Consider the following 23,860-nt stretch of genomic DNA (forward strand, 5'->3'; position numbering starts at 1 on the left):
TTAGGATTTTATGTCTAACACTTGTGTTGTAAGCTTTGAATCCTTATAACTTGTAAAAAGCGCCTAGTTCATAATAACGCTTAGCTAATTTATCAGCACTGAATAGGCTTATATCGGCGCATAACAAAAACAATTTTGACTCACGCTATTTAGGACAGTCTTTTTATTATGGCAGTTAACGCATTTTCACAATTAAAATCATACTTAGACACGCAAATTATCGGCCAACCTCAATTAACTCAAGCACTGTTAATCGCTATTTTGGCAGATGGCCATTTACTTGTTGAAGGTCCTCCTGGTCTTGCAAAGACACGTGCAGTGAATGCGTTAGCAAAAGGCGTAGAAGGTAGCTTCCAACGAGTACAATTTACTCCTGACTTACTCCCTGCGGATGTCACTGGCACCGACATTTACCGTCAGCAAACCAGTGAATTTGTATTTGAAAAAGGCCCGTTATTTCATAACCTAATTTTGGCTGACGAAATTAACCGTGCCCCTGCAAAAGTACAATCTGCTTTATTAGAGGCTATGGCTGAGCGCCAAGTAACGGTTGGTAAAAACACTTATCCACTGTCTGAGCTATTTATGGTTATGGCAACCCAAAATCCGCTAGAACAAGAAGGGACCTACCCCCTTCCTGAAGCACAGCTTGACCGCTTCTTATTGCATCTAAGTATTGATTACCCAGGGGCAGAACACGAGCTTGATATTCTTCGCCTGACCCGTGGTGAAGCAATATCTGATAAACAAGCTGAAACACAGCAAATTAGTCAAAGTGATCTTTTCGCGGCACGAAAGTCAATTTTGGGTTTGTACCTTGCTGAGCCACTTGAAAAATATTTAGTGCAGCTAATCATTGCGACCCGCGAAGCTTCAGAACTGGATGAGCAGCTTGGTCGCTGGATTGAATACGGTGCCAGCCCGCGTGCAACCATTGCCCTTGACAAATGTGCTAGAGCTCATGCTTGGCTTGAAGGTCGTGACTTTGTTGCCCCTGACGATATTCAAGCGGTACTGCATAATGTATTACGCCATCGTATTATTTTAAGCTATGAAGCCCAAGCAGACGGCATCAGCAAGGATGATGTGATCACGCGTATTTTAGAACTGGTTGCAGTACCATAAGTTATGTCAGGTCAATTAGATATAGCTACTTGGTTGCATGAAAGCCATAGCCAAGGTGTTAATTTATCACTCAAAGAGTTGATGTATTACAAAGCCAAAGCGCGCTTACTTGAACTAGCACCTAAAGTAAAAATCAAAAACAGCTTAGCTGGGCAATACCTTGCGCCGCATAAAGGGCGAGGCATGGAGTTTGCTGAGGTACGCCATTACCAAACTGGTGATGACATTCGCTCAATCGATTGGCGAGTCACCGCTCGCACAGGCGAAACTCACACAAAACTGTTTCAAGAAGAGAAAGAGCGCCCCGTTTTTGTGTTCACCGACTTTTCAAACTCCATGTTGTTTGGCTCAAAGTTATTGTTAAAGTCAGTGCAAGCAGCACATATCAGCGCCTTGGTTGCATGGTCAGCTTGTCAGCGTGGTGACCGAATTGGTGGTTTGGTGTTTAACCAACACAGTCATCATGAACTAAAACCTACATCGCGGGAAAAAGCTGTATTAAAGCTTTGCCATAACTTATGTGACATTCATAGTCAGGCGTTAGCTAATGTTGATAAAAGCACGACCAGTTTATTTAGTGAGAACCTCAAGCGTCTTAACCATTTAGCTAAACCCGGTAGCTTAGTTTATATCGTTTCAGATTTTAGCGCACTAGACGAAGCTAGCTTTAAACAACTTGAAATACTAAGCCGTCACTGCGAGTTAATTGGTTGCCACGTTAGCGACCCATTCGAACATCAACTTCCTGCATTTAAGCAAACAGTGACTGTATCTGCTAATGGGCAAGATCTTGCTCTGCCGTTAATGGATAAGCAATTTCGGGAACGTTTTGCTAAGTCAGCACAAGAGTCATTCGCTGTTAGGCTAAAACGCTTACAAAAATCTGGACTTAGTTTAATTTCATTCAGTGCAGCCACCCCGCTTGAGCTGCAATTAGTGAGAAAGTAATAATGCAAACAAATCCGCTCGATGGCTTACATGATGTCATTGCACCTTCAGAGGTCGCATGGTGGCCACTGGCTCCTATTTGGTGGCTAATTATTGTATTTTTAGTTGCACTACTAGTAGTTGGTTTAGTGCTGCTATATAAAAACCTGCAATTCAAGAAAGCCAAAAAGCAAGCGATTAAAATGAGTCAAAATGTGGCTAAAGATGATGCACAAGCGTTGCATATTATTCTTAAGCGCTTAACACGTCATTACTATAATAGTCAGCTTGCTTCGCAGCCTTTGGCACAATGGTCAGAGAGTTTATCTAAGCTTTGTGGTGACACTTTTAGCTACGATGAGCTCATGCCACTTTACCAACAGCAAAATAATAATGCAGAGCTTGCGGCTAAATTACGCAACGCCATTCACAATTTTAAACTCAAGGAGCCTATCAATGTTTGAGTTTAGTTGGCCTTGGTTCTTTGTGCTTTTACCTTTGCCTTGGTTAGTCAGTCGCTTCATGCCTTCAAAACAGCAAGGTCAGTTACGTCTACGTATTCCAAGCTTTGCTAAGCTTGGGCTTAACAACCAAGCCGTGCAACAACATAGTCGCAAAGTGTCATTGCTTGAATGGGCGGTATGGGTAGCATTGGTGATTGCGGTTGCAAACCCAACATGGCTTGATGAACCAATTACTTTACCCAATGAAGGCCGTGACATTATGCTGGCAGTGGACTTATCAGGCTCAATGACTGAGCAAGATATGGCTTATCAAGGCCAATATGTCGACAGACTAACCATGGTTAAAGCCGTATTAGGTGACTTTATTGAACAACGTCAAGGCGATCGCCTTGGTCTGATTTTATTTGGTGATACCGCATTTTTACAAACACCGCTTACGCGTGATGTTAAAACCGTAAGCCAAATGCTTGGTGAAGCACAAATTGGCCTTGTAGGCCGCGCAACAGCCATCGGTGATGCCTTAGGTTTATCTGTAAAGCGTTTTGCTAACAAAGATGAAAGCAATCGAATCGTCGTGCTTTTAACTGATGGACAAAACACTGCAGGTAACCTCAATCCTGAAGATGCACTACTGTTAGCTCGCGAGGAAGGCATAAAAGTATATACCATTGGTGTAGGCTCAGATAACCCACGTGGTTTTAGTCTATTTAATATGGGCGGTATGAGTGGTGGCAACCTTGATGAAAGCTTGCTAAAACGCATCGCTGAACAAACCGGTGGCTTATACTTTAGAGCAAAAGATGTGGCTGGTTTGCAGCAGATTTATCAAGAACTCGATAAGCTCGAACCTGTTAGTAGTGATGAGCAGACTTTTCGCCCTCAAATTTCATTGTTTTATATTCCGCTATTGGCAGCACTTGGTTTAATTGTTCTTGCTGTATTCATTAGCTTTACTCGCCAACTTAAGCAGGAGAAGTAATATGGATTTCGAATTTATTCGCCCTGCCCTACTTTGGTTATTAATACCTGCGGTCATTATTTTTAGTGTGTTATTGGTGCGTAATAAAAAGAACACACCGGCAGCGTTAATTGCCCCACATTTAGCGCAATTTGTTATGAGCGACAATCATAAAAAACAAAGTCAGCCACTTTGGTTAGTTGCTCTATTTACGATTCTCGCTATCGTGTTTAGTGCAGGACCAAGCTTTGAGAAGAAACAAGTCCCTGTGTTTCAAGCAAAAAACGCCCGCGTTATTGTTATGGATATGTCGTATTCCATGTTCAGTACAGATATTGCGCCAAGTCGTTTAGTACAAGCACGTTTTAAAGCCCTTGATATGATTGAGCTATTTAAAGAAGGTGATACAGCATTAGTCGCCTATGCAGGTTCGGCCTTTACCATTTCACCATTAACAAACGATGCCAGCACATTAGCGAATCTCATTCCAAGCCTCAGCCCTGAAATCATGCCTAGTAAAGGCTCTAATGTAATCGAAGGACTTGAAAAAGCGAACGAGTTGCTCAGTCAGGCGGGTTACTTAGAAGGTGATATCATTCTAGTCACCGACGGTATTGATAGCCTAGATCAAGAAGATATTAGTCGTTTTACGGATCAGTCACATTATCGCTTAAATGTTTACGGGGTTGGCACTGAACAAGGTGCACCTATTAAGTTACCTGAAGGTGGCTTTTTGAAAGATATGCAGGGGCAGATTGTGATTCCAACGCTGAATATCAGTCGTTTAAGCGCGCTTGCACGTAATAGTGGTGGCAAATTTGCACTTTATCAGACCAACAATCAAGATATTCAAACCTTTGCACCCAGTGCAAATGCTGAAATACTTAAAGATGAAAAACAAAGTCAAACACTCTGGCGTGTAGATGCGGGTATTTATGGACTCCTGATCTTAATGCCACTGGCACTCTTTTTAATTCGTCGTAGCAGCCTAGTGCTTGGCTTTATGTTCGTTATGCTATTACCGCAGCAACAGGTGTATGCCGCTGAGCTACCAGCAGTGTTCAAGAACCAAGATCAACGCGCACTCGATGCTTATCAGCAAAAGCAATTTGAACAAGCCGCCCAAGCTGAGAACTCTCAACTAAAAGGTGCTGCACTTTACCAACAAGGTAATTACCAAGCTGCAATGGATGCGTTTAGTGAAGATAAATCTGCTACGGGCTTATATAACTACGGCAATGCCCTTGCAAAAGCGGGTGAGCTTGAACAAGCTATAAATGCTTACGAGCAAGCACAACAGCTTAGAGATAACTTCACTGAAGCAAAAGAAAACCAAGCTCTGGTTGAAAAGTTGTTGAATCAGCAACAGCAACAGCAACAAGAAGATCAGCAGCAAAATAACGATCAACAAAACGAAGATAGTCAACAAGACAACCAGCAAAAGCAACAAGGCGATAATTCAGAGCAAGGCGAAAACTCTGAACAAACTGAGCAACAAGATGACCAACAGCCATCAGAGCAAGGTGAGCAGTCAGATCAAAAGGGTGAACAGAGCGAGTCTAATAAAGATCAGCAAAATCAGCCAGAAATGGAGTCTGAATCAGAGCAATCATCACAATCTGATGAACAAAAGCCTGAGCAATCTAATGAGCAAAAAGAGGCTCAACCTGAGCCTATGCAAAGTGATGAACAAGCCAAGCAGCAAGCTGAGCAGCAAGCGATGCAAGCACAAGCAGCCGAACTAACCAATGAAGAAAAAGAGAAAGCACAACAACTGAATCAGCTGTTGCGCAAAGTCCCCGATGATCCTGCAATCTTATTAAGAAATAAAATGCAGCTAGAAGCACAAAAACGAACCTATCAACGTCGTCCACGAGGAGCCGAAAAATCATGGTAATGCGATTATTATGTTGTTTATTGTTAATCGCGGCAGCGCCGCTATGGGCCGCCAGCCAACTGCAGGCAAGTGTTGATAAAAACCCAGTACTTGCTGGCGAGTTTTTTATTTTAACGATCTCCGTAGATGATAGTGTCAAAAGCGAGCAGCCTGATACCTCTGTACTATTAAAAGACTTTGTTGTAGGCCCCACCAGCGTAAGCTCTCGAACCAATATCGTAAATGGTGAGATCAGTAAACAAACTAATTGGTCTGTAAAACTAATGACGCGTAAAGAAGGTACTTACACTATCCCCGCCTTTACAGTTGCAGGCGTAAGTTCAAAACCAATTGAGTTAGAAGTGTCTAAGCGCAGTCAAAACGCTGAGCAAAATAAAGATGCATTTATAAAAACGAGTGTAAAATCAGATAGCTTGTATGTCCAAGAGGCCGGTGTATATACCGTTAAACTTTACTTAGATAACAATAAAGAGCTACTTGATGGAAACCTAAGTACTCCTCAAATGGATGATGCTCAACTCAATGCTATTGGTAAACAGTCAGAAAGCTATGAATTAATCGATGGTAAGCGTTATCTCGTTATTACCCGAGAATATTTACTACAACCACAAAAAAGTGGTCAACACACAATTACTGCGCCAGTATTTAATGGCCGTATTAGGCAGAACTATCGTCAGATGGAAATATCGGCAATGGGTGAAGACCTTGAGCTTGACATTAAACCTATTCCAGAAAATTACCAAGGTGCATGGTTACCAAGTGAACTAGTAAACTTAGATGAGCAGTGGCAACCAAAAGACGATACTGTTGAAGTGGGCACACCAATCACACGTACAATCACTTTAACAGCGCTCGGTGTAACCAAAGAGCAATTGCCAGATATTGAGATGCCGCAAGTACAAGGTTTTAGAAGCTATCCTGATGAAAAAGAGACAAATCATTTAGTTAGAGATGGACGTGTTATCTCTCAACAAACAGCCTCGTATGCGCTGCTACCCCAGACACCAGGTACGTTTACATTACCAGAAGTCAAGCTGCCATGGTTTAATACAAAAATTAATCGAATAAGTTACGCAACGATCCCTGCACGTACTATCACAGTGATACCTAGCACTAATGCACTTACACCTAATACCAATAATGCAACAGCAAACACCAGCCAAGAGCTAACAGGTGAAATTCCCGCTGTTCGTACTATTACTGAAGTAACTCAGCCTATTTGGCTTATAATTGTTGCGGCAGGCGGATACCTTTTATGGATTGCAACACTCGTGTTCTTCTTAAGAAAACGACCTGTTAGCGACTATTCCAATAAAAATGAAGTTAACAGTGAAGTGTCTTCGGTTTCTTTATCTGAGCTAAAGAAATATGCAAAGACGAAAGACTATTCAGCATTTTATTTAGCCCTTTCACGTTACGCCAAACATGAAACAGGGCAAACACATAACGCGATTGATACGCTCATGGGCACAAGATCAAGCTCTAAACTAAACGAAGAAATTGCTAAATTGCGTGCAAAACTCTATAGTTCAAGTGATGAGCAGCCTGATTTAGCAATCATCATTAATGGTTTAGCCCAAACAAAAAGCGCTCAATCATTTGATAAAGATCAGGGGCTAAAAAAACTTTACGATTAATAATAACTAAACAATACACATCATGCGGCTAGCAGCGATTAGCCGCATTGAAAAAAATAATAAATCCAGAAAGTTTTTTCCTTAAGGGCGGGTCTAGATAACTATGACGGAAAAACAAAAGCGATATGAAGAGCTCGTTCATATCTACCACAGTGAGCTTTATCGCTTTGCATATTGGTTATGCCGTGATCAAACTATTGCTGAAGATTTAGTGCAGGAAACCTTCCTGAGGGCTTGGCGTGCCTTGGATTCACTCCAAGATCAACAGGCTGCTAAACCTTGGCTACTAACGATATTACGTCGCGAAAATGCGCGACGTTTTGAAAGAAAGCAATTTGATTACGCTGACGTTGAAAACGATACCTTAGTGGATGATAAAAGCACATCCCTTGATGCTGAAATGGAACAAACAGTGATTCAACGACAAATTGGAAAGTTAGCAGACGAATATCGAGAGCCTCTGCTTTTGCAAGTAGTAATGGGCTGTTCTGGTGATGAAATCGCTAAGATTCTCGATTTAAACAAAAATACCGTTATGACACGATTATTTCGTGCCAGAAACCAGCTTAAAGAGGCTTTAAGCAGTGATGATGACCAACTTAGAGGAGCATCAAAATAATGGATGAACTCGAGTTTCGCCGCCGCATCCTCGCCGAGCCAAGCACTATTGATAAGGAACTTGAAGCGTTTGCCGAGCAGGACGATGATAAACAAGCATTTATTGACGATGTTCGTGCATTTGACGACGAACTAAACGCTGCTTTAAATGTACCTGTGCCAGACGATTTAGCTGCGCGCATTATTGAACAGACCTATGTATCTGAAGAGCATGTTGAACAGCAACAAAATGATAATGTTGTTGAAGCTAAATCACGCTTTGCATTTAATCGCTTTTATTTAGCGGCTGCAGCATCATTCTTAGTTGCTATAAGCGTGTTTTTTGTTACTACAAAACAGCATTCATTATATAGTGTTGGAGAGCATGCTTTAGCACACTTATACTATGAAATTGGATCTTTAGATAAACATAAAGCAATTGACTTAGAGTACGTTAATGAAAAATTTGCCACCATTGGCGGCCACTTAGATGAGCTTCCAGGCAAAGTCACGTACTTGATGTTTTGTGATTTTAAAGGTCAAAAAGGATTGCACTTGGTATTTGAGTCTGACTTTGGCCCAATGACCGTATTTATTGTACCTTCAGAGGAGCAGCCTTTTGGCTCTGGTTCTGATGACTTTAGCGATGAGCGTTTTGCAGGCCACATAAGTCGTGGAGAAAAAGCCGATACAATTTTAATCGCTAGCATAGGTGCACCATTAGAGCGTTACAATAATATGGTGACCAGTGCTATACGCTGGCTTCATTAGGTGAGTTAAAATAGCAGATACAAAAAAACCGCATCATATCAAAATGATGCGGTTTTTTTATTACTATACAGCTGGTTACTTACAAACGTCTGCTACTGCATTTGCAAAGTAGTCAATGTTTGCATCGCTGATACCAGCAACGTTTACACGACTAGAGCCAACAATGTAGATAGAGTAGTCTTTTTGTAAGCGCTCGATTTGCTCTTTATTAATACCTAGGAATGAGAACATACCATTTTGACGGTCAATAAATGAGAAGTCTTGCTCAATGCCTTTCGCTGCTAAGCTTTCTTTGATTAGAGTACGTAAGCCATTAATACGACTACGCATTTCATCAAGCTCGTCATGCCACATTTGCGTAAGCTCAGCGCTACCTAAAATAGTGCTAACTATATCAGCGCCGTGTGCTGGCGGCATTGAATAGATACTACGTACAACACTTAACAATACAGAGTTAGAGATATCTGCAGTTGCGGCGTCTTTAGCAATGATTGAACATGCGCCGATACGCTCACGGTATAAACCAAAGTTTTTCGAACAAGAAGAACAAATGATCAGCTCATCAACCGCTGCTGCTAATTTACGAAGACCCGCAGCGTCTTCTTCTAAGCTTGAACCAAAACCTTGGTATGCAATATCAACCAGTGGTGTAAAACCAACTTCAACTGCAAGATCTGCCACTGTGCTCCATTGCTCAGCATTTAAATCCATACCACTCGGGTTATGACAACATGCGTGGAACAACACAACATCACCTTTAGGCACTTGCTTAAGCGCGCTTAGCATGTCATCAAATAAAAGATCTTTATTTTCGTAATCGTAGTAAGGGTATTCTTTTACTGTTAAACCAGCCGCTTCAAATAAGCTGATGTGGTTTGCCCACGTTGGTGTTGTAACCCATACAGTTGCATCTTTGTTGCAACGCTTAATAAATTCGGCTGCAACACGAAGTGCACCTGTACCACCTGGTGCTTGTGCTGTGCGAACACGGTTTGCTAATAACGCAGGATGCTCACCCAGTAATAAGTTTTCCATTTTTTGGCAGTAATCTAAGTTACCCGCCAAGCCAATGTACGATTTACTGGTTTCGTTTTCTAAACGAAACGCTTCCGCTTTTTTAACCGCTTTAAGAACTGGCGTATTGCCTTGCTCATCCTTATAAACACCTACACCCAAATCAATTTTCTTTGGGTTTGTATCTTGTTTAAAGGCCGCCATTAGGCCAAGAATAGGATCTGTTGGTAATGGTTTTAATTCTGAGAACATTGACTATCTCTTTTATATAGGGGGTTAGCGTTGCCACTAGCTTAACATAAAAACCGAGCCTGATTACTAGTAAAATTAGACCAATAGTTGAGGAATTTTAATACAACAAGCTGCAAGTAAAGCAAGGGTTTGCTGATCAAAGAAATCATTACTAAATGCTTCTGCATCAATAATGCCTAAACAGGTATTTTCACTAGATAAAATTGGTAAACACGTTTCGGCTTTTACTTTAGGATCGCACGTATAATATTCACCACCTTGCGCTAAATAATCTGCAACATTATTAATCACACGACCTTTTTTAGATAAAGCAACTTGAACATTGTTACTGCCTTTTGCAAAATCTTCAGTGAGCGGAAACAATGGGCGACTTGGTGCGCCGTGGTAAACGAGTTTTAATAGCTGAGCACCTTCGTCAGTGTCGGTTGATTGATAAATACCAAACCAATCCACTTGCGTTTGTTGGACAACATAATCGATGATTTGCTGAAGCCTTGCTAACTTTTCAGTATTTGTAGCATCATCAGCAATATAGTCGTTTAATTTAAACGGTTCATCTTGCAAGTAACCAAACAAACTACACGCCCCACCCTCCCCAAGCTCAGGAATTTGGTACTGCCAACGTACTTCAGGTAACTGTGACTGTGCAAGATATTGCTCTAGGTTTGATAATTGCTCTGCCACTAAAGTCTCTGATAAATCAAGCTGAGCGACAGATAAGTATGTAGAAATCATTTAGCCATCCAAACATCTATAATGCTAGAGAGGATAACATGGGCTTTCAATCAGAGCCAGCACTGTTTATGGATAATTGGTAACAAATTTCAACTTGGTTTCCAGACGCATTAAAAGCTACATTTGACGCTACTTCACTCAGTAAAGACAACCCACGGCCATGCTCTCGTTGCAGGTTATGCTGGCCGTCACTTTTATTCGCAAAACCATTGCCAGAGTCGCAAATAGTGAAATAAAGAGCCAGGGTATCTGGGCAATAACGAATATCAATAATAATAAGTGCATCAGTCAGTTTTTCTAATGCCTGCTCACGTTCTTGGTAATAAATTAAAAAGCCGTCATCTTGATTTTTTATCTCAGAATCGAGCCCTAATACGCCGTGATCAAGCGCATTATTGTAAGCCTCGGAGAGGATTAAAAAGATATTCGCACGGTGCGCATTCAAACCCGCTACTTTAGATATTACATCGACCACTTCTAGAACGGGATCTGTACTTTTTATTTGTTTTGAATTTAAACTCAGTGAAAAATTAAAGGGTAAAGGTGAAAAAGGCTCAATCTCTTGCTCAGGCTCTGGCGCCGGTAAACAGTTTAATAGCACTAAACTTAAATCATCTTGCTGTTCATGACCTTGGGAAAACTGGTTTACAATTTCTATTAGCTCCTGAGTATTAATATTTTCTTTTGAACTTAATGCTTCAATGAACTGATGCTCACCAAAAAACTCATCATGTAAGTTAACGGTCTCTATTATGCCATCGGTTGCCATTACAAGCCGCATTGTTTCGTTGACTTCTATATGGATGAGACCCCGCTCAAATTCATCTTCTTCTAAAATTCCTAATGCCATGTGTTGGGACTCTAATGTGCGTAATATTTGACCTTGCTGATCAATTACATAGGTATCAGGTAGCCCGCCTAACCATGCTGACAAGCTTTTTCCTGAATTACTTAACTCAATAATAGTAGCCGCACAAAACATGTGACCAGGTAATAAGTTACTCAATACGGCATTTATTTCCGCTGCAATGTCGCTAACCGACATGCCTTTGTTAACCATGGTATAAAACACCCGAGAAACAGGTAACGCCCCCACAGCAGCCGCTAGGCCATGCCCCGTAAAATCACCCAACATACAATACAGACTACCAATAGGGCTTTGCGCAACAAGGAACATGTCGCCATTAAACATAGCCGCTGGAGATAAATGAAAATCTAAATGCTGCGTAAATGTATATTGATTTTCTAACGCGTTATTGAAGATATGCTCGACTATCTCATGCTCACGTTCAACTTGATTCTGATGATATTCTAACTGTAGGTTTTGCTCTCGTGCTTTTTGACTTAAATTTCTTATACGGCAGTGGGCTTTAATTTTAGCGTTAAGAATAACCTCTTGAAATGGCTTATGGAGAAAGTCGTCTCCACCTACAGCAAGGCACCTCTCAAAGCTTTCTTCATTTTCAAGCGAGGTGATAAAAATAATGGGTAGGTAAACTTGGCTAAAACGCTCTTTAATAATAGCTGCGGTTTCAAAACCATCCATAACAGGCATAACAACGTCTAGGAGCACAATATCAATAGTGTGCTTTTCGAGTATTTGCAGCGCAACAAGGCCGTTCTCAGCAGTATGAACTTGATAACCTTGATGCTCCAACATAACGGTTAAGAGTCGACGATTTAAAGCAAGATCATCTACCACTAGAATATTAAGCATCAATCAATATCAAACTTTTTATCAAAACGAGAGATTTGCAGGATTTTCTTTAGCTGTGGTTGGCAATTACTAATTTGGATATTATCCACTTTACCGGTAAGGTTTTTCTTCATATTAAGAAGCATACCAAGTGCCGAGCTATCCATATAATCTGTTTCTCTCAGATCAATAACCACTTTATTGATATTATCATTTAGGTCAGCGTAAGCCTGACGAAAAGATTGAACCAGATTAAAATCAAATTTTCCTTTGATTTGTACGGTTAAGATAGCGCCATCAGCAGAGGTGCTGCGCGTCAAACTCATAATAAACTCCTATTAATCAAATCTCTCCGAAGACTAATCTAAATATAACTGCTTAGGAGAAATAAGCCAAAAATTAAAACACTTAGAGGGAAATTTGTTATGATTTACAGCATACAAGCTTCATTTAAAGTGAGATCTAAAATGAGTGATAATAATCTAGTATATTCAACCGCTACAGGCCGTATTGAACAGCCTAAAGAGGAAAAATCAATCCAAGGTAAAATCTTTAAAGATGGTTTTTTACGAATTGAACGTCAAACAAAAGGCCGTAAAGGCAAAGGTGTCATGTTAGTGGTTGGCATTGATAGCCAAGAGCATGACCTGAAAAGGCTTGCTAAGACAATTAAAAGTAAGATGGGCCAAGGCGGTGCTGTGAAAGATGGCATTATTGAGGTGCAAGGCGATGATAGAGAAAAGCTCAAAGCGATTCTTGAAGGCCTTAAGTTCAAGGTGAAAATTGCAGGGGGCTAAAAATGCCCCTTTTTATTTTATCTGAATAGGCTTTAACGAGATTAGTCAGGCTCAAATCAAATCTAGCATCGCAAATGTGCCATTAAGAGCATTAAAGCATTCCCGAGTAAATTAGTAAGATTTTAAAGAGAAAGCATTACAGTGCCCAACTTTTTAAAACGCCTTGCTAGGTATTCTTAAATCTTTTTAACTGTTTAACACCTAAGAATGTACCAATTGGGAAAAACAGTAACCATAAGAAGGCCAAATATTTGCAACACTTTCTAAATGACTTAGATGTATTAGCTTTATCTAAAAGCCAAATACTAAGCAATAAGCCAATTAGAGCTGGGACAACTTGAATCAGAGAAATAACGACACCTGATGAAATGTGACTAGCTATTAATTTGGGATCGTTTGTAGGTAGCTCTACATAAGCTAAATAGTAACTAGATAAAAGGTTAAAAATCGATAAAAACAAAAAACACTGTAAAATAACGCTTATGAATTTTAAAAGATTAATCAAATCTCAAATTTTCCTTGAATATCTAGCAATTTAACAGTGCGTAACTTACCCATTTTCCTGAATATCAGATAAAGTTACTAAAAACTGAGTATAACAAAATCGCTTTACCTGATAAGTTTTAACACTGCTCTTCACAGATAGCCGCCAGCCAGATGAAGTCCTAACTAAATTTACCAAAAGAGCAGATAAAATATGAGCTACTATATTTTATCTGTTTGTTCTAAACGCTCAAACAACGCAGGTAAATCAGCCTCGCTAACTGGTGGGCTGTAGTAGTAACCTTGTACAATATAACAGTTATTGTTTTGTAGAAACTCAATCTGTTCAATCGTCTCAACACCCTCTGCTACCACATTGAGTTTAAGCTTTTGTGCCATTGCAATAATCGCTGCTGTAATTTCCATATCATTTGAGTCATCAGGAATATCTTTTACAAACGAGCGATCCACTTTCAAAATATCAACAGGGAAGCGTTTCAAATAGCTGAGTGAGGAGTAGCCTGTCCCAAAATCATCAATAGAGATTGATACACCCAATGCCTTTAACTGATGTAATTGTAATATGGCGGCTTCAACATGCCCCATTAACATGCTCTCAGTTAACTCTAAATGTAAGCGTTTGGGTTCAACACCTGTTTGTTTGATGATTTTATCTAAGGTAAGTACTAGGTTAGCGTCTTTAAATTGGCGCGCCGAGAGATTTATTGAAATGTTATTCTTTAAATTTTTTCTTTCTAGCCGTGCAGCAAATTCACACGCTTCTTGTAATACCCACGCCCCTAGTTCAACAATAAGCCCTGTTGCTTCAGCAATCGGAATAAACTTTGTTGGAGGGATCATTCCCTCAGTTGGGTGGAACCATCTAATCAACGCTTCGTAACCAACAACATGTTGATTTCGACTATCGACTTGTGGCTGATAATAAATAACAAATTGCTTGTCGCGAATGCCTGTGCGTAGCTCATTTTCGATGAATAAACGTTCATTGGCAGCGGCATTTAGCTCTTGGCTATAAAAGTGATAGGTGTTTCTGCCTTTGGCTTTTGCTTCATACATTGCAAGGTCTGCATGCTTTAACAGCTGATCTTCCTCTTGGCTGTCAAAAGGCGCCATCGTGATGCCTATACTACCACTAATGATCACTTCATTATTGCCGAGTTTAATTGGCTCATTCAGTGTCTTTTGAATCGTATTAGCCACTTCCATAGCATGAGTTTGGTGTTCTATACCACTTAATAGGACCGCGAATTCATCACCACCAAGGCGAGCAATGGTATCTTCGGTGCGCAAACGTTTTTTCAAACGGTTTGCTACTTCTACTAATAATTGATCGCCCGCATCATGGCCAAGTGTATCGTTAATACGTTTAAATTCATCTAAGTCAAAATAGAATAAGGCAAACGCATAATGACCACGCTCTGCAAGTGCCATCGACTTGCGTAACTGCATTCTAAAAAATGTACGATTAGCAAGGCCGGTGAGCGTATCAAAATATGCCAGCTGCTCCATTTTTCGCTGACTCTCTTTTACAAACGATATATCTTGTGCTGAGGCAACATAGCTGGTGATTTCTCCTGCATCTTCACGAATAGGCGAAATACTTAGCGACACCCACACTGACTGACGTTCATTTCCTTGCAGTAATGTGTCACCACGCCAATAATTACGACTTCGAAGATCAACATCAATATCATCGACTAAAATGGCCATTTCCTGCGAAATAATACTTAAAAGTGATGACCCCATAAAATGACGTTCTTCAAATCCAGTCATTTCAACCATCTTGGGGTTAACATATTCAATCTCAAAGTTTTGATTGGTAATAACCACACCGGTTCCAGAGAATGCCACCGCTTTTGACAGTCTATTTGCAGCTTTCTCTGCTATCTCTTTTTCACTTATGCGCTGGTTTAATCCATCAATCAGCTTTCTAATTTCAATAGCCATGTCTCTAAAAGAGCCATTTAGCGTACCAATTTCATCTTTGTTTGCTTTTGGAAACTCAGTTTGTAGCTGACCTTTGCCAAAACTTACGACCGCATTTACTAATGAATGGATACGGCGAAGTACCAGTTGATACAATGCTTGATGCAACAATAACGCAACTAAAATAGCGTATAGAATAAACAAACCAAAGAACTTCACTTTTAACTCTTCTAACGCAGATAATGCGGAAGAACGTTTTTTGTAAATTCCGATATACCAGTTTAAATGCTCAACTTTACGAATATTAATAATGTGTGTTTCGTCATTTTGAACAAATGAATTAGCTGACTCAGGTAATTTTAGGCGAATTGTTTCTGCGATGAGTTTTTGTAAGTCAGGGTTAACAAAATCCTCAGTTCGTAACACTTTACCTTCTCGACCATATTGCTCTAGCATTGATTTTTCTAGATCAGGGTGGGCGAGTAACTGCCCTTTTGCATCGAATACTAATAGGTGTTGCTCACGATCTCCTATCGGCAGTTGAGCCAATAAGGTTTCGAGCGCAATATCACTGCCTGTAACACCAAAAAATTCATTATCTCGATAAACGGGAACAAGTACACTCACCACCCATTTATGCCAAATAGTGTCGTAATACACTTTTGACCACACCGCTTCTCTACTCGGGTTGAGCACATTCTGAGCGTAATTAAAAGTTTCACCTTTTGTGAAATCAAAATCGCTAGGCACATTAAGTGCCCAGTTAGGTGGTGCAATACGAATAAAGTTATCTTTTGTAACTAAATAAAAGTTAAAAAAATCTTGAATAAGCGTGGGTGAAACAATTTTCCATAACGACTCTGAGTCATTGATCAATTGCTTGTAGAATTCTGAATAGTTTTCTTCTGGGATAAAGGCAGCGGATAAGCCATCTTCTGAGGTGCTGCGAACACTACCATCAACAGCATAGTTAATATCAGCACTGTGTTTACTGAGTATATGAGACTCACTATTTAACAGCTGGCTGCTAACGACATTATTTGCTTGCTCTGCAATGTTGATTTTTGTTTTTATTAAACGGTCGAATTGACGACTTAAGCGTTCACTCGAATGCTTTAAAAGCTCATGTTCTTCAAAAACAAGCTGTTTTTCTTCTGACTTAAGCATCAAAGCGGCTGCACATATACCTGCAATCAAACAAATTGCAGAAATCAGCAGCGATAACTTCATACTTAACGAATTCACACCAAAACGAGATGGCGGGCGTCGATACACCACTAGGCTACCTTATTAATAATTGTTATTATTTGTTCTCCAAAGGCAAATATACCAGATTCATTTTTAGATTTATAAATTTTTTATGAAGATTAATGAATTTTCCTTACTTAGTCGATGATTTGCAAATTACGTACAATATGCGGTTGACTTTATAAACCACACTTCTTACATTAACTGAATGAAACAAATTAACGCTCGCACTTACTTTTCTTTTTTTAGCTTCTTTAGATAGAGGAGGCTTAACTGTTTGCGAGATAATTTCACCGAATAGCTAAAGCCTCCCACTTGGGAGGCTTTTTTGTTTGTGCACTGTTTTGGAATGAGGAAACCAATATGAGCATTGATACATTGAATGCATTAAGACATGATATAAATGAAATAGATTCTGACTTACTTGTCTTACTAGCAAAACGACGCCGTATTAGCCACAGCGTGGTTGAATATAAAATTGCCAACAATAAACCAATCCGCGATGAAGCACGTGAACAAGCGTTGCTTGAAAAGCTAATTGGTTACGGAAAGTCGCTTGGTTTAGATGCCTATTACATTAACAATGTATTTCAAACCATTCTTGAGGACTCTGTACTTAACCAACAAGCGATGCTACAAAAAAGCCTCAACCCCGATGCAATGAGCGAAACACACCGCGTCGCTTACTTGGGTGGTCAAGGTTCATATAGTCAATTGGCTTGCCATAAATACTTTAGCCGACGTCCAGGAAAGGTAATAGAAATTGGCTGTTCAAGCTTTGAACAAATTACAGGGAACGTTGAAAATGGACAAGCTGACTTCGGCTTACTCCCCATTGAAAATACTAGCTCTGGTAGTATTAATGAGGTATTTGATCTCTTACAACATGCGCAAGTATCTATTGTGGGTGAAGTGACCCACAGTGTTGAGCATTGTTTGCTTGCCTTACCGGACACAGAACTGTCTCACATAAATAAAATCTATGCTCACCCGCAACCTTTCGCCCAATGTAGCCGCTTTGTACAAGGGCTCGGTGATATTCAACATGAAACATGTGATTCAACTTTCCATGCACTGCAATCAGCATTAGATACGCCCAACAGCGCAGCAATCGGCTCAGCTCAAGCAGGGAAAAATGTTGGTCTAGAGGTTGTAAAAACAGGCCTGGCTAATCAAAGTGAAAACCATAGCCGTTTTATCGTTGTTGCACGTAAACCACTACAGGTTTCTAAACAAATACCAACAAAAACAAGCTTGATCATGGCAACCAAGCAACAAGCTGGTTCATTAGCTGATGCGTTAATGGTATTTAAGCATCATCAAATAAACCTTGTAAAACTTGAATCTCGTCCTGTACCCGGTAACCCGTGGGAAGAGGTTTTTTATGTAGACTTAGAGGCTAACCTAGATGATTTACATGTCAAGCAAGCACTCGAAGAGCTGAAAGAGCACACCCAATATATTCGTATTCTAGGCTGCTACCAAAGCGAGTCTTTACAAGCTGTCAGCGTTTAACGTAAAAACTAATCGTAACACCAAAAGGAGCTAGCAAGCTCCTTTTTTGTTACGAATATTCACCGCAGACACTTGCACCCAAGGCACTCCCTAAGCATAATCTTGAAAACACTTCAAAATTGGATTTTTCATGAATTGGTTAGCTGAATTAGCAAGCAAAAGAACACCTTGGGTTTTACTCGCTTTAACCGCATTTGTGTTTGAAATAACAGCGCTGTTCTTTCAATATAATATGGGACTTGAGCCCTGCATAATGTGTATTTACCAACGTTTTGCTATGCTTGGCCTTCTTGGCGCAGGTATTGTCGGCGCAATCAACCCACAAAGTACCCTATGTAGACTTATCGCATTTGTCACTTGGGGAATATCTTCAATTTGGGGCTACTTTATTGCCAAAGAACACATCGCGATGCAAAACAATACAGACCCGTTTGCATTTAGCTGTGCATTTGAACCAAACTTTCCAAGCTTCATGCCTCTACACGAATGGATCCCAAGCTTCTTTGCTGCAACAGGTGATTGTGGAAACATAGATTGGCAATTTGCGTCAATGAGTATGCCTGCGTGGATGGAAGTTATTTTTGCAGCCTATTCGCTTGTTTTTATCGCTGTTGTAGCGAGTCGTTTAGTAATTAAAAAGTCGTTGTAATGTTGTATTTTTTTTCTAGTCAAATTCCTGCTTTAAAAGAGTTTAAAGTAAGACAACGTCAGCAAATTATTGCTCTTGCACTTGCGCATTTAAGTCCTATACAGAAGATCATTTTATCGGTATGTAAACTTGTTTTTTTAGCGCCCCTGTTTTTAGGTTTAGCTTATTTTCAGGGCTGGTCGCTTGTGCCTTGGCTGCTACTAGCTGGTCTGAGCTATCCACTCATAACAACACCGATAGAAAACATGTTTGCGCTCCCTCATTTACAAGTAGCAATTAAAGAGTTTAAACAGGGCGAATAACCGCCCTGCTTACTTATTTAAAGAATAATTTTTCCTTCTAACTGCGAGAACACCTTTTCACCGATCCCTTTTACATCTTTGAGTTGTTCTAATGATTTAAAAGGCCCCTGCTGAGTTCGGTGTTCTATAATCGCTTTGGCTTTTGACTCACCCACGCCAGGAAGCAAAGTGAGTTGCTCAACACTGGCTTTATTTATATTCACCTTTTGCTGTTTAACTTGCTCAGCTCCTTTATCTTCAGCTGCGCTAATAGGTAAAGTGGGCAATAAAGTTAAGCCTATTGATAGAAAGAGACTTGATAATAGTTTCATATTTTCCTCCGTGATATCCATTATGGATAGTTAAGTTAATTGTCACCTAACGCTTATTGCATCCCTACCGTTTCTATAATGGTGACATCATTAAATAAACCTAAAACCAACCGCAATGTCAAATAATCACCACAAAAAATAGACTTATCAAACTTGCAAATTCCGCCACAAACGATTACTGTATATAAAAACAGTAATCAAAGTGGCGTTGCTACGCTACAAATGCCACGCTTAAATGCAGGAGAAATCATGGCTGTTGTTGTTAAATATGTTGTAGAAAGAAACGGAGTCGAGCGAATGACGTTTACTACTAAAAAAGAAGCTGACGCATATGACAAAATGCTCGACATTGCTGAATCACTAGAAATGATGCTTGAGAAAGTTGACGTACCACTTAGTGAGCAACAAATTGAATCTCTTGCACTTGAGATGGCAAAAGAAAAAGACCAATTTATGGCTGTTTTGAAAGGTGCTAAAGAGGCCCCTGTAAAACCTAAAAAAGCAAAATCAGCCACCGACAATGTGGCAGATATAAAAGAAAAAGCAGCCGGTTAAAAATAAAAATCCAATAAAAAGGGCAACTCTATGTTGCCCTTTTTGTATTTAATTAAAAGTGTTTAATTAAAAACTACAGTGATGCCTCAACGTCATCAAATAATTTAGTAATTTCTTCTTTAGGTTCTGCTGTACTTAAACTCACAGCGACTATCGCAATACTTGATAGAATAAACCCAGGCACTATCTCATAGATAATTGCACTTAATTTTTGCCCATCAATCGTAACGGGTGCATAAATCCAAAATAGAACTGTCGCAGCACCCACAACCATACCCGCTATAGCTCCCTGAAGGTTCATACGTTTCCAGTAAAGGCTGAATAAAACAAGTGGCCCAAATGCAGCACCAAAACCTGCCCATGCATTACTAACTAGGTCAAGAATTGAACTGTCGCGGTCATAAGCTAAGTAGATAGCAAACAACGCAACCAAAATAACACTAATTCGGCCGACTAAAACAAGCTCTTTCTGAGACGCACTGCGATTAAGATATATTTTATAGAAATCTTCTGTCAGTGAGCTTGAACACACCAATAGCTGCGACGAAATAGTACTCATAATCGCCGCAAGAATAGCAGCAAGTAAGAAGCCAGCAATCAGTGGATGGAAAATAAGCTCAGACAGCACTAAGAAAATCGTTTCTTTGTCATCAATCGGCATTTGGTTTTCCAGCATATAAGCGGCACCAAATAAACCTGTTAGCACAGCACCAATTGCCGATAATGTCATCCACGACATACCCACACGGCGCATAGTAGGCATATCTTTCACTGAGCGAACAGACATAAAGCGTACAATGATATGTGGCTGACCAAAATAACCGAGTCCCCACGCCATTGCCGAGATGATGGCAATTGTTGAGCCACCTGCAAACCAGTCCATCATATTAAGTGCATGAATTTCTGATTCTTTCGGTGAGCTTAATAATAAGTCATAGCGAGCATTTGCTAACGTATCCATAAACGGCTGGTCAAGCATAGTATAGGTCGCTATCGGTACTGCAAGCAGCGACACGAACATGATACAACCTTGCACGAAGTCAGTTAAACTAACTGCTAAAAAACCACCGAATAATGTATAAAGAACAACCACACCCGTTGTGATATACAAGCCCATCTCGTAACTCATATTGAATGAATTTTCGAACAGCTTGCCACCCGCAACAACTCCTGATGAGGTGTATAAAGTGAAGAATACGATAATAACAATAGCTGAAATTACGCGCAAAACATTTTTATTATCATCGAAGCGATTTGCAAAATAGTCTGGAATGGTGATTGAATCATTCGCTTTCTCTGTATACACGCGCAAACGTGGTGCGACGAGAAAATAGTTTGCCCAAGCACCAAGTACCAAACCTATTGCGATCCATACCTTACTTAAACCAAACAAGTACATTGCACCTGGCAGACCCATCAGTAACCAACCACTCATATCTGATGCACCTGCTGATAGCGCAGCGACACTTGGTGATAGATTACGACCACCTAGCATGTATCCCGATACATCATCTGTTGATTGTTTGTAAGCATAAAGCCCAATCCCCAACATTACGATGAAGTACAATGCTAACGAAATTATCATTCCTGTTTCCAAATTAGCCTCCAATTATTGATTAATGTTGGCTTTTAATCCGAATAATGACTCGCAAGCCATTTAATTTTAAGACATTATTGGGGTAAAAACCGATATCACTCACGACTATATCATGCTTCTACCCTCCAACTCCAATCTAGCCGATGGGTAACGGCTTTGATGCAATAAACACTTTGCTAACAATTTTTCTATTATTTAGACGCAAGTAATAGAATTCTATTACGATTTATCCTAGTCTTAGGATCTAAAATGAAATAATAAAACAACTTTCCCCGTTTCAGCTCTTTTAACTAATGCTATTTCAAACGCAATGCAATATATTGCGGGGAAAAATGATTTAACTGATGTGGATTTGCTTCAAATATGTACTTTTACGCTGCGCGCCAACCAATTCTAGATAAAGAAAAGAAACTTGTAGGCTATGAGCTTCTCTTTAGAGATGGTGTAGATAACGTGTTTCCTGAGATTGATGGTGATGAAGCGACTTCTCGGCTCATAGAAGGCAGCCAATTTAACTTTGGCCTTGATGATTTAACCGACAATAAACCTGCCTATATCAACTTTACGCTAGAAACGTTACAAAAAGGCTACCCACTACTACTTGGTAAAGACCAGATTGTTGTAGAAATTCTCGAAACAATCCAACCTGGAAAACGCCTTTTAGCCGTAGTCAAAGACTTAAAAGAAAAAGGCTATACCCTTGCGCTTGATGATTATATTCATCAACCTGTTTGGCGTCATTTTTACCCTTTTATTGATATTATTAAAATCGACTTTTTAACCTGTACAAAGGAATCTATACAAGAAGTCATAGAAGCAATCAAACCTTTCCCTCAGATCCAACTTTTAGCGGAAAAGGTTGAAACATATGAGAAATATCAACTTGCTGTTGATATGGGCTTTAGCTACTTTCAAGGCTTTTTCTTTTCAAAGCCAGAGATGGTACAAAGTAAAACTCTTCCCCCCTCAGAAATGGCACTTGCAGAGCTTCTGTATGAAACCTCAAGCGTTGATGTAAACCTGAAAAAAATCACTGAAGTTTTCGAGCGAGACGTTAACCTATCATACAAGCTACTACGCTACTCAAACTCTGCGGCATTTAAGCGCCGTGCTGAAATTAGCACCATTAAGCAAGCCCTTATTGTATTAGGCAACGAAGAGATAAAACGATTCTTATCGCTGTTATTTGCTGCACAAGTTGCCGCAGATAAACCTGCTGAGCTAATTCGACTATCATTAACGCGAGCTCGCTTTACCGAATTACTTGCCATTAGTCACGGTCAGCTACGTGATACTGGCATGGCATTTTTAACGGGCATGATGTCATTAATGGATGCTATCTTAGATGAAGATATGCCGAGCGTGATGAAAAAGCTCCCATTAAGTAATGACATAAAAGCCGCATTGCTCGATGAAGAAGGGCAACTTGCCGTTTACTTACGCCTTGTAAAGCAATATGAGCAGGCAAACTGGCAGGGCGCTAAAGATATTCAACACGAGCTGGGTCTAGCCCCTGAAGAGGTGCCCGATGCTTATCATGACGCTGTTAACTGGGCCAATGAACAAATGTCAGTGTTTGGTGATTAGAAAAACATGTAGCGAATAAAAAATGCCAGCAAACGCTGGCATTTTTTATTCTGAGGGAGTGTTAAAGATTTTCTAAGAAGTCCTCATCAAAATCATCAGGCTCTTCTTCAATTGGCGGATTACCATCATATAGCTCATAAAGTTGACGCTGAAAATAAATATCTTTCATAAAGATATAGGGATCTAGCGACTCATTTAATAAACTTTCTTGAGGTATTAATGATGCCCTCGCCTCTACAGCCTTTAATGCAAAAACAAGTATTGTTTGTGGGGTGGTGAGTGCAATCTCAGGTAAAACAATATTATCGACTACATCACCGGTTAGGTTTCTTGCTGTAGTTGGTCCCATACCGGGCAACATAAGATAAGCACCGTCACCGACTCCCCATACACCTAGGGTCTGCCCAAAATCCTCATCAACAATTTCTAAGCCAAGCGATGATGCGACATCAAAAAAACCAAATAAGCCTACCGTCGAGTTTACTAAAAAACGCGCTAGGCTGATACTCATGTTACCCGGCTTGCCTTGTAAGCCAGCATTCACCATATCCGTCGGCGCGGTTATATTATCTGTAAAATTCACGATGCTGCGCCTAACTGGCACGGGGGTCACAGTGACATAACCAACAGCCGCAGGACGAAGGATATAAGCATCTAATACGTCCATATTAAAGTCATACATGGGGCGGTTAAATGACTGCAAAGGGTCACGGTCATCCAGTTTTTCATCAGGTACTTGTGCGCATCCTGCGAGCACCGCAAAAAAAATAAAAAATAAACTGTGCTTAAACATCGA

The 23,860-nt window shown here is 40.1% G+C and carries 22 protein-coding genes; 14 read left to right on the forward strand and 8 right to left on the reverse strand.

The features are described from left to right. Window positions 1-168: 168 nt before the first annotated feature. The 8 genes from L3V41_RS01925 to L3V41_RS01960 all read left to right on the forward strand — a co-directional run bounded on the left by L3V41_RS01925 (window position 169) and on the right by L3V41_RS01960 (window position 8,376). Window positions 169-1,125 carry a MoxR family ATPase gene (locus L3V41_RS01925; protein ID WP_062569779.1) on the forward strand — a complete coding sequence of 319 codons (957 nt, stop codon included), beginning with the start codon at window positions 169-171 and terminating at the stop codon, window positions 1,123-1,125. A 3-nt stretch (window positions 1,126-1,128) separates the two neighbouring features. Then, complete coding sequence (locus L3V41_RS01930) at window positions 1,129-2,073, forward strand: DUF58 domain-containing protein (RefSeq protein WP_062569778.1); 945 nt, start codon at window positions 1,129-1,131, stop codon at window positions 2,071-2,073. Window positions 2,074-2,075: 2 nt separating this feature from the next. Next, on the forward strand, window positions 2,076-2,516 hold the full coding sequence (locus L3V41_RS01935; RefSeq protein WP_237114297.1) for a DUF4381 domain-containing protein: 441 nt from the start codon (window positions 2,076-2,078) through the stop codon (window positions 2,514-2,516). Beyond that, window positions 2,509-3,495 carry a VWA domain-containing protein gene (locus tag L3V41_RS01940; protein WP_193987605.1) on the forward strand — a complete coding sequence of 329 codons (987 nt, stop codon included), beginning with the start codon at window positions 2,509-2,511 and terminating at the stop codon, window positions 3,493-3,495. The genes L3V41_RS01935 and L3V41_RS01940 overlap by 8 nt, the downstream gene beginning before the upstream one ends. A 1-nt stretch (window position 3,496) precedes the next feature. Continuing rightward, window positions 3,497-5,371, forward strand: a complete 1,875-nt coding sequence (locus tag L3V41_RS01945) for a VWA domain-containing protein (protein ID WP_237127093.1) — start codon at window positions 3,497-3,499, stop codon at window positions 5,369-5,371. Next, complete coding sequence (locus L3V41_RS01950; protein WP_237114299.1) at window positions 5,365-7,008, forward strand: BatD family protein; 1,644 nt, start codon at window positions 5,365-5,367, stop codon at window positions 7,006-7,008. Before L3V41_RS01945 ends, L3V41_RS01950 begins: the two co-directional genes overlap by 7 nt. Window positions 7,009-7,111: 103 nt before the next feature. Then, complete coding sequence (locus tag L3V41_RS01955) at window positions 7,112-7,627, forward strand: sigma-70 family RNA polymerase sigma factor (RefSeq protein ID WP_062569773.1); 516 nt, start codon at window positions 7,112-7,114, stop codon at window positions 7,625-7,627. Then, window positions 7,627-8,376 (forward strand): DUF3379 family protein, encoded by a 750-nt coding sequence (locus L3V41_RS01960; protein ID WP_237127094.1) that lies wholly within the window; start codon window positions 7,627-7,629, stop codon window positions 8,374-8,376. Before L3V41_RS01955 ends, L3V41_RS01960 begins: the two co-directional genes overlap by 1 nt. 75 nt (window positions 8,377-8,451) lie before the next feature. Here the strand turns inward: L3V41_RS01960 and L3V41_RS01965 are convergent, their stop codons facing one another. The 4 genes from L3V41_RS01965 to L3V41_RS01980 all read right to left on the reverse strand — a co-directional run bounded on the left by L3V41_RS01965 (window position 8,452) and on the right by L3V41_RS01980 (window position 12,399). Continuing rightward, window positions 8,452-9,642, reverse strand: coding sequence for an amino acid aminotransferase (locus tag L3V41_RS01965; RefSeq protein WP_237127095.1), 1,191 nt, complete (start codon window positions 9,640-9,642; stop codon window positions 8,452-8,454). A 75-nt stretch (window positions 9,643-9,717) separates the two neighbouring features. Continuing rightward, the gene (locus L3V41_RS01970; protein WP_062569770.1) at window positions 9,718-10,377 is read right to left on the reverse strand and encodes a GAF domain-containing protein; all 660 of its coding nucleotides are present in this window, start codon (window positions 10,375-10,377) and stop codon (window positions 9,718-9,720) included. Window positions 10,378-10,423: 46 nt separating this feature from the next. Continuing rightward, window positions 10,424-12,094 (reverse strand): fused response regulator/phosphatase, encoded by a 1,671-nt coding sequence (locus L3V41_RS01975; RefSeq protein ID WP_237127096.1) that lies wholly within the window; start codon window positions 12,092-12,094, stop codon window positions 10,424-10,426. Continuing rightward, the gene (locus tag L3V41_RS01980; protein ID WP_062569768.1) at window positions 12,094-12,399 is read right to left on the reverse strand and encodes an STAS domain-containing protein; all 306 of its coding nucleotides are present in this window, start codon (window positions 12,397-12,399) and stop codon (window positions 12,094-12,096) included. Before L3V41_RS01980 ends, L3V41_RS01975 begins: the two co-directional genes overlap by 1 nt. A 141-nt stretch (window positions 12,400-12,540) precedes the next feature. On the opposite strand from L3V41_RS01980, the gene L3V41_RS01985 reads away from it, so the two are divergent. Further along, a complete protein-coding gene (locus L3V41_RS01985; protein ID WP_062570038.1) occupies window positions 12,541-12,870 on the forward strand; it encodes a translation initiation factor in 330 nt (109 codons plus the stop codon). 705 nt (window positions 12,871-13,575) lie between these two features. On the opposite strand, the gene L3V41_RS01990 is transcribed toward L3V41_RS01985, so the two are convergent. Next, complete coding sequence (locus tag L3V41_RS01990; RefSeq protein ID WP_237127097.1) at window positions 13,576-16,578, reverse strand: EAL domain-containing protein; 3,003 nt, start codon at window positions 16,576-16,578, stop codon at window positions 13,576-13,578. Window positions 16,579-16,911: 333 nt separating this feature from the next. Here L3V41_RS01990 and L3V41_RS01995 point away from each other — a divergent pair, with 333 nt between their 5' ends. The 3 genes from L3V41_RS01995 to L3V41_RS02005 all read left to right on the forward strand — a co-directional run bounded on the left by L3V41_RS01995 (window position 16,912) and on the right by L3V41_RS02005 (window position 19,014). Beyond that, entirely contained in the window at window positions 16,912-18,063 is a 1,152-nt protein-coding gene (locus L3V41_RS01995) for a chorismate mutase (protein WP_062569766.1), read from the forward strand. 130 nt (window positions 18,064-18,193) lie between these two features. Next, window positions 18,194-18,712: a disulfide bond formation protein DsbB gene (gene dsbB, locus L3V41_RS02000; RefSeq protein ID WP_062569765.1), complete on the forward strand. Its 519-nt coding sequence runs from the start codon at window positions 18,194-18,196 to the stop codon at window positions 18,710-18,712. Further along, window positions 18,712-19,014, forward strand: coding sequence for a DUF6170 family protein (locus tag L3V41_RS02005; RefSeq protein WP_062569764.1), 303 nt, complete (start codon window positions 18,712-18,714; stop codon window positions 19,012-19,014). Before dsbB ends, L3V41_RS02005 begins: the two co-directional genes overlap by 1 nt. Before the next feature lie 17 nt (window positions 19,015-19,031). On the opposite strand, the gene L3V41_RS02010 is transcribed toward L3V41_RS02005, so the two are convergent. After that, window positions 19,032-19,325 (reverse strand): helix-hairpin-helix domain-containing protein, encoded by a 294-nt coding sequence (locus L3V41_RS02010; RefSeq protein WP_193987611.1) that lies wholly within the window; start codon window positions 19,323-19,325, stop codon window positions 19,032-19,034. Between the two features lie 249 nt (window positions 19,326-19,574). On the opposite strand from L3V41_RS02010, the gene L3V41_RS02015 reads away from it, so the two are divergent. Further along, on the forward strand, window positions 19,575-19,880 hold the full coding sequence (locus tag L3V41_RS02015) for a YebG family protein (protein ID WP_062570036.1): 306 nt from the start codon (window positions 19,575-19,577) through the stop codon (window positions 19,878-19,880). 73 nt (window positions 19,881-19,953) lie between these two features. On the opposite strand, the gene putP is transcribed toward L3V41_RS02015, so the two are convergent. After that, the gene (putP, locus tag L3V41_RS02020) at window positions 19,954-21,465 is read right to left on the reverse strand and encodes a sodium/proline symporter PutP (RefSeq protein ID WP_062569762.1); all 1,512 of its coding nucleotides are present in this window, start codon (window positions 21,463-21,465) and stop codon (window positions 19,954-19,956) included. A gap of 375 nt (window positions 21,466-21,840) precedes the next feature. Here putP and L3V41_RS02025 point away from each other — a divergent pair, with 375 nt between their 5' ends. Beyond that, window positions 21,841-23,064, forward strand: coding sequence for an HDOD domain-containing protein (locus tag L3V41_RS02025; RefSeq protein WP_062569761.1), 1,224 nt, complete (start codon window positions 21,841-21,843; stop codon window positions 23,062-23,064). A 61-nt stretch (window positions 23,065-23,125) separates the two neighbouring features. Here L3V41_RS02025 and L3V41_RS02030 read toward each other — a convergent pair whose 3' ends face one another. Next, window positions 23,126-23,857 (reverse strand): VacJ family lipoprotein, encoded by a 732-nt coding sequence (locus tag L3V41_RS02030; protein WP_062569760.1) that lies wholly within the window; start codon window positions 23,855-23,857, stop codon window positions 23,126-23,128. Window positions 23,858-23,860 lie beyond the last annotated feature (3 nt).

The sequence above is a fragment of the Pseudoalteromonas sp. L21 genome, assembly GCF_021728035.1.
Classification (GTDB): Bacteria; Pseudomonadota; Gammaproteobacteria; order Enterobacterales; family Alteromonadaceae; genus Pseudoalteromonas; species Pseudoalteromonas arabiensis.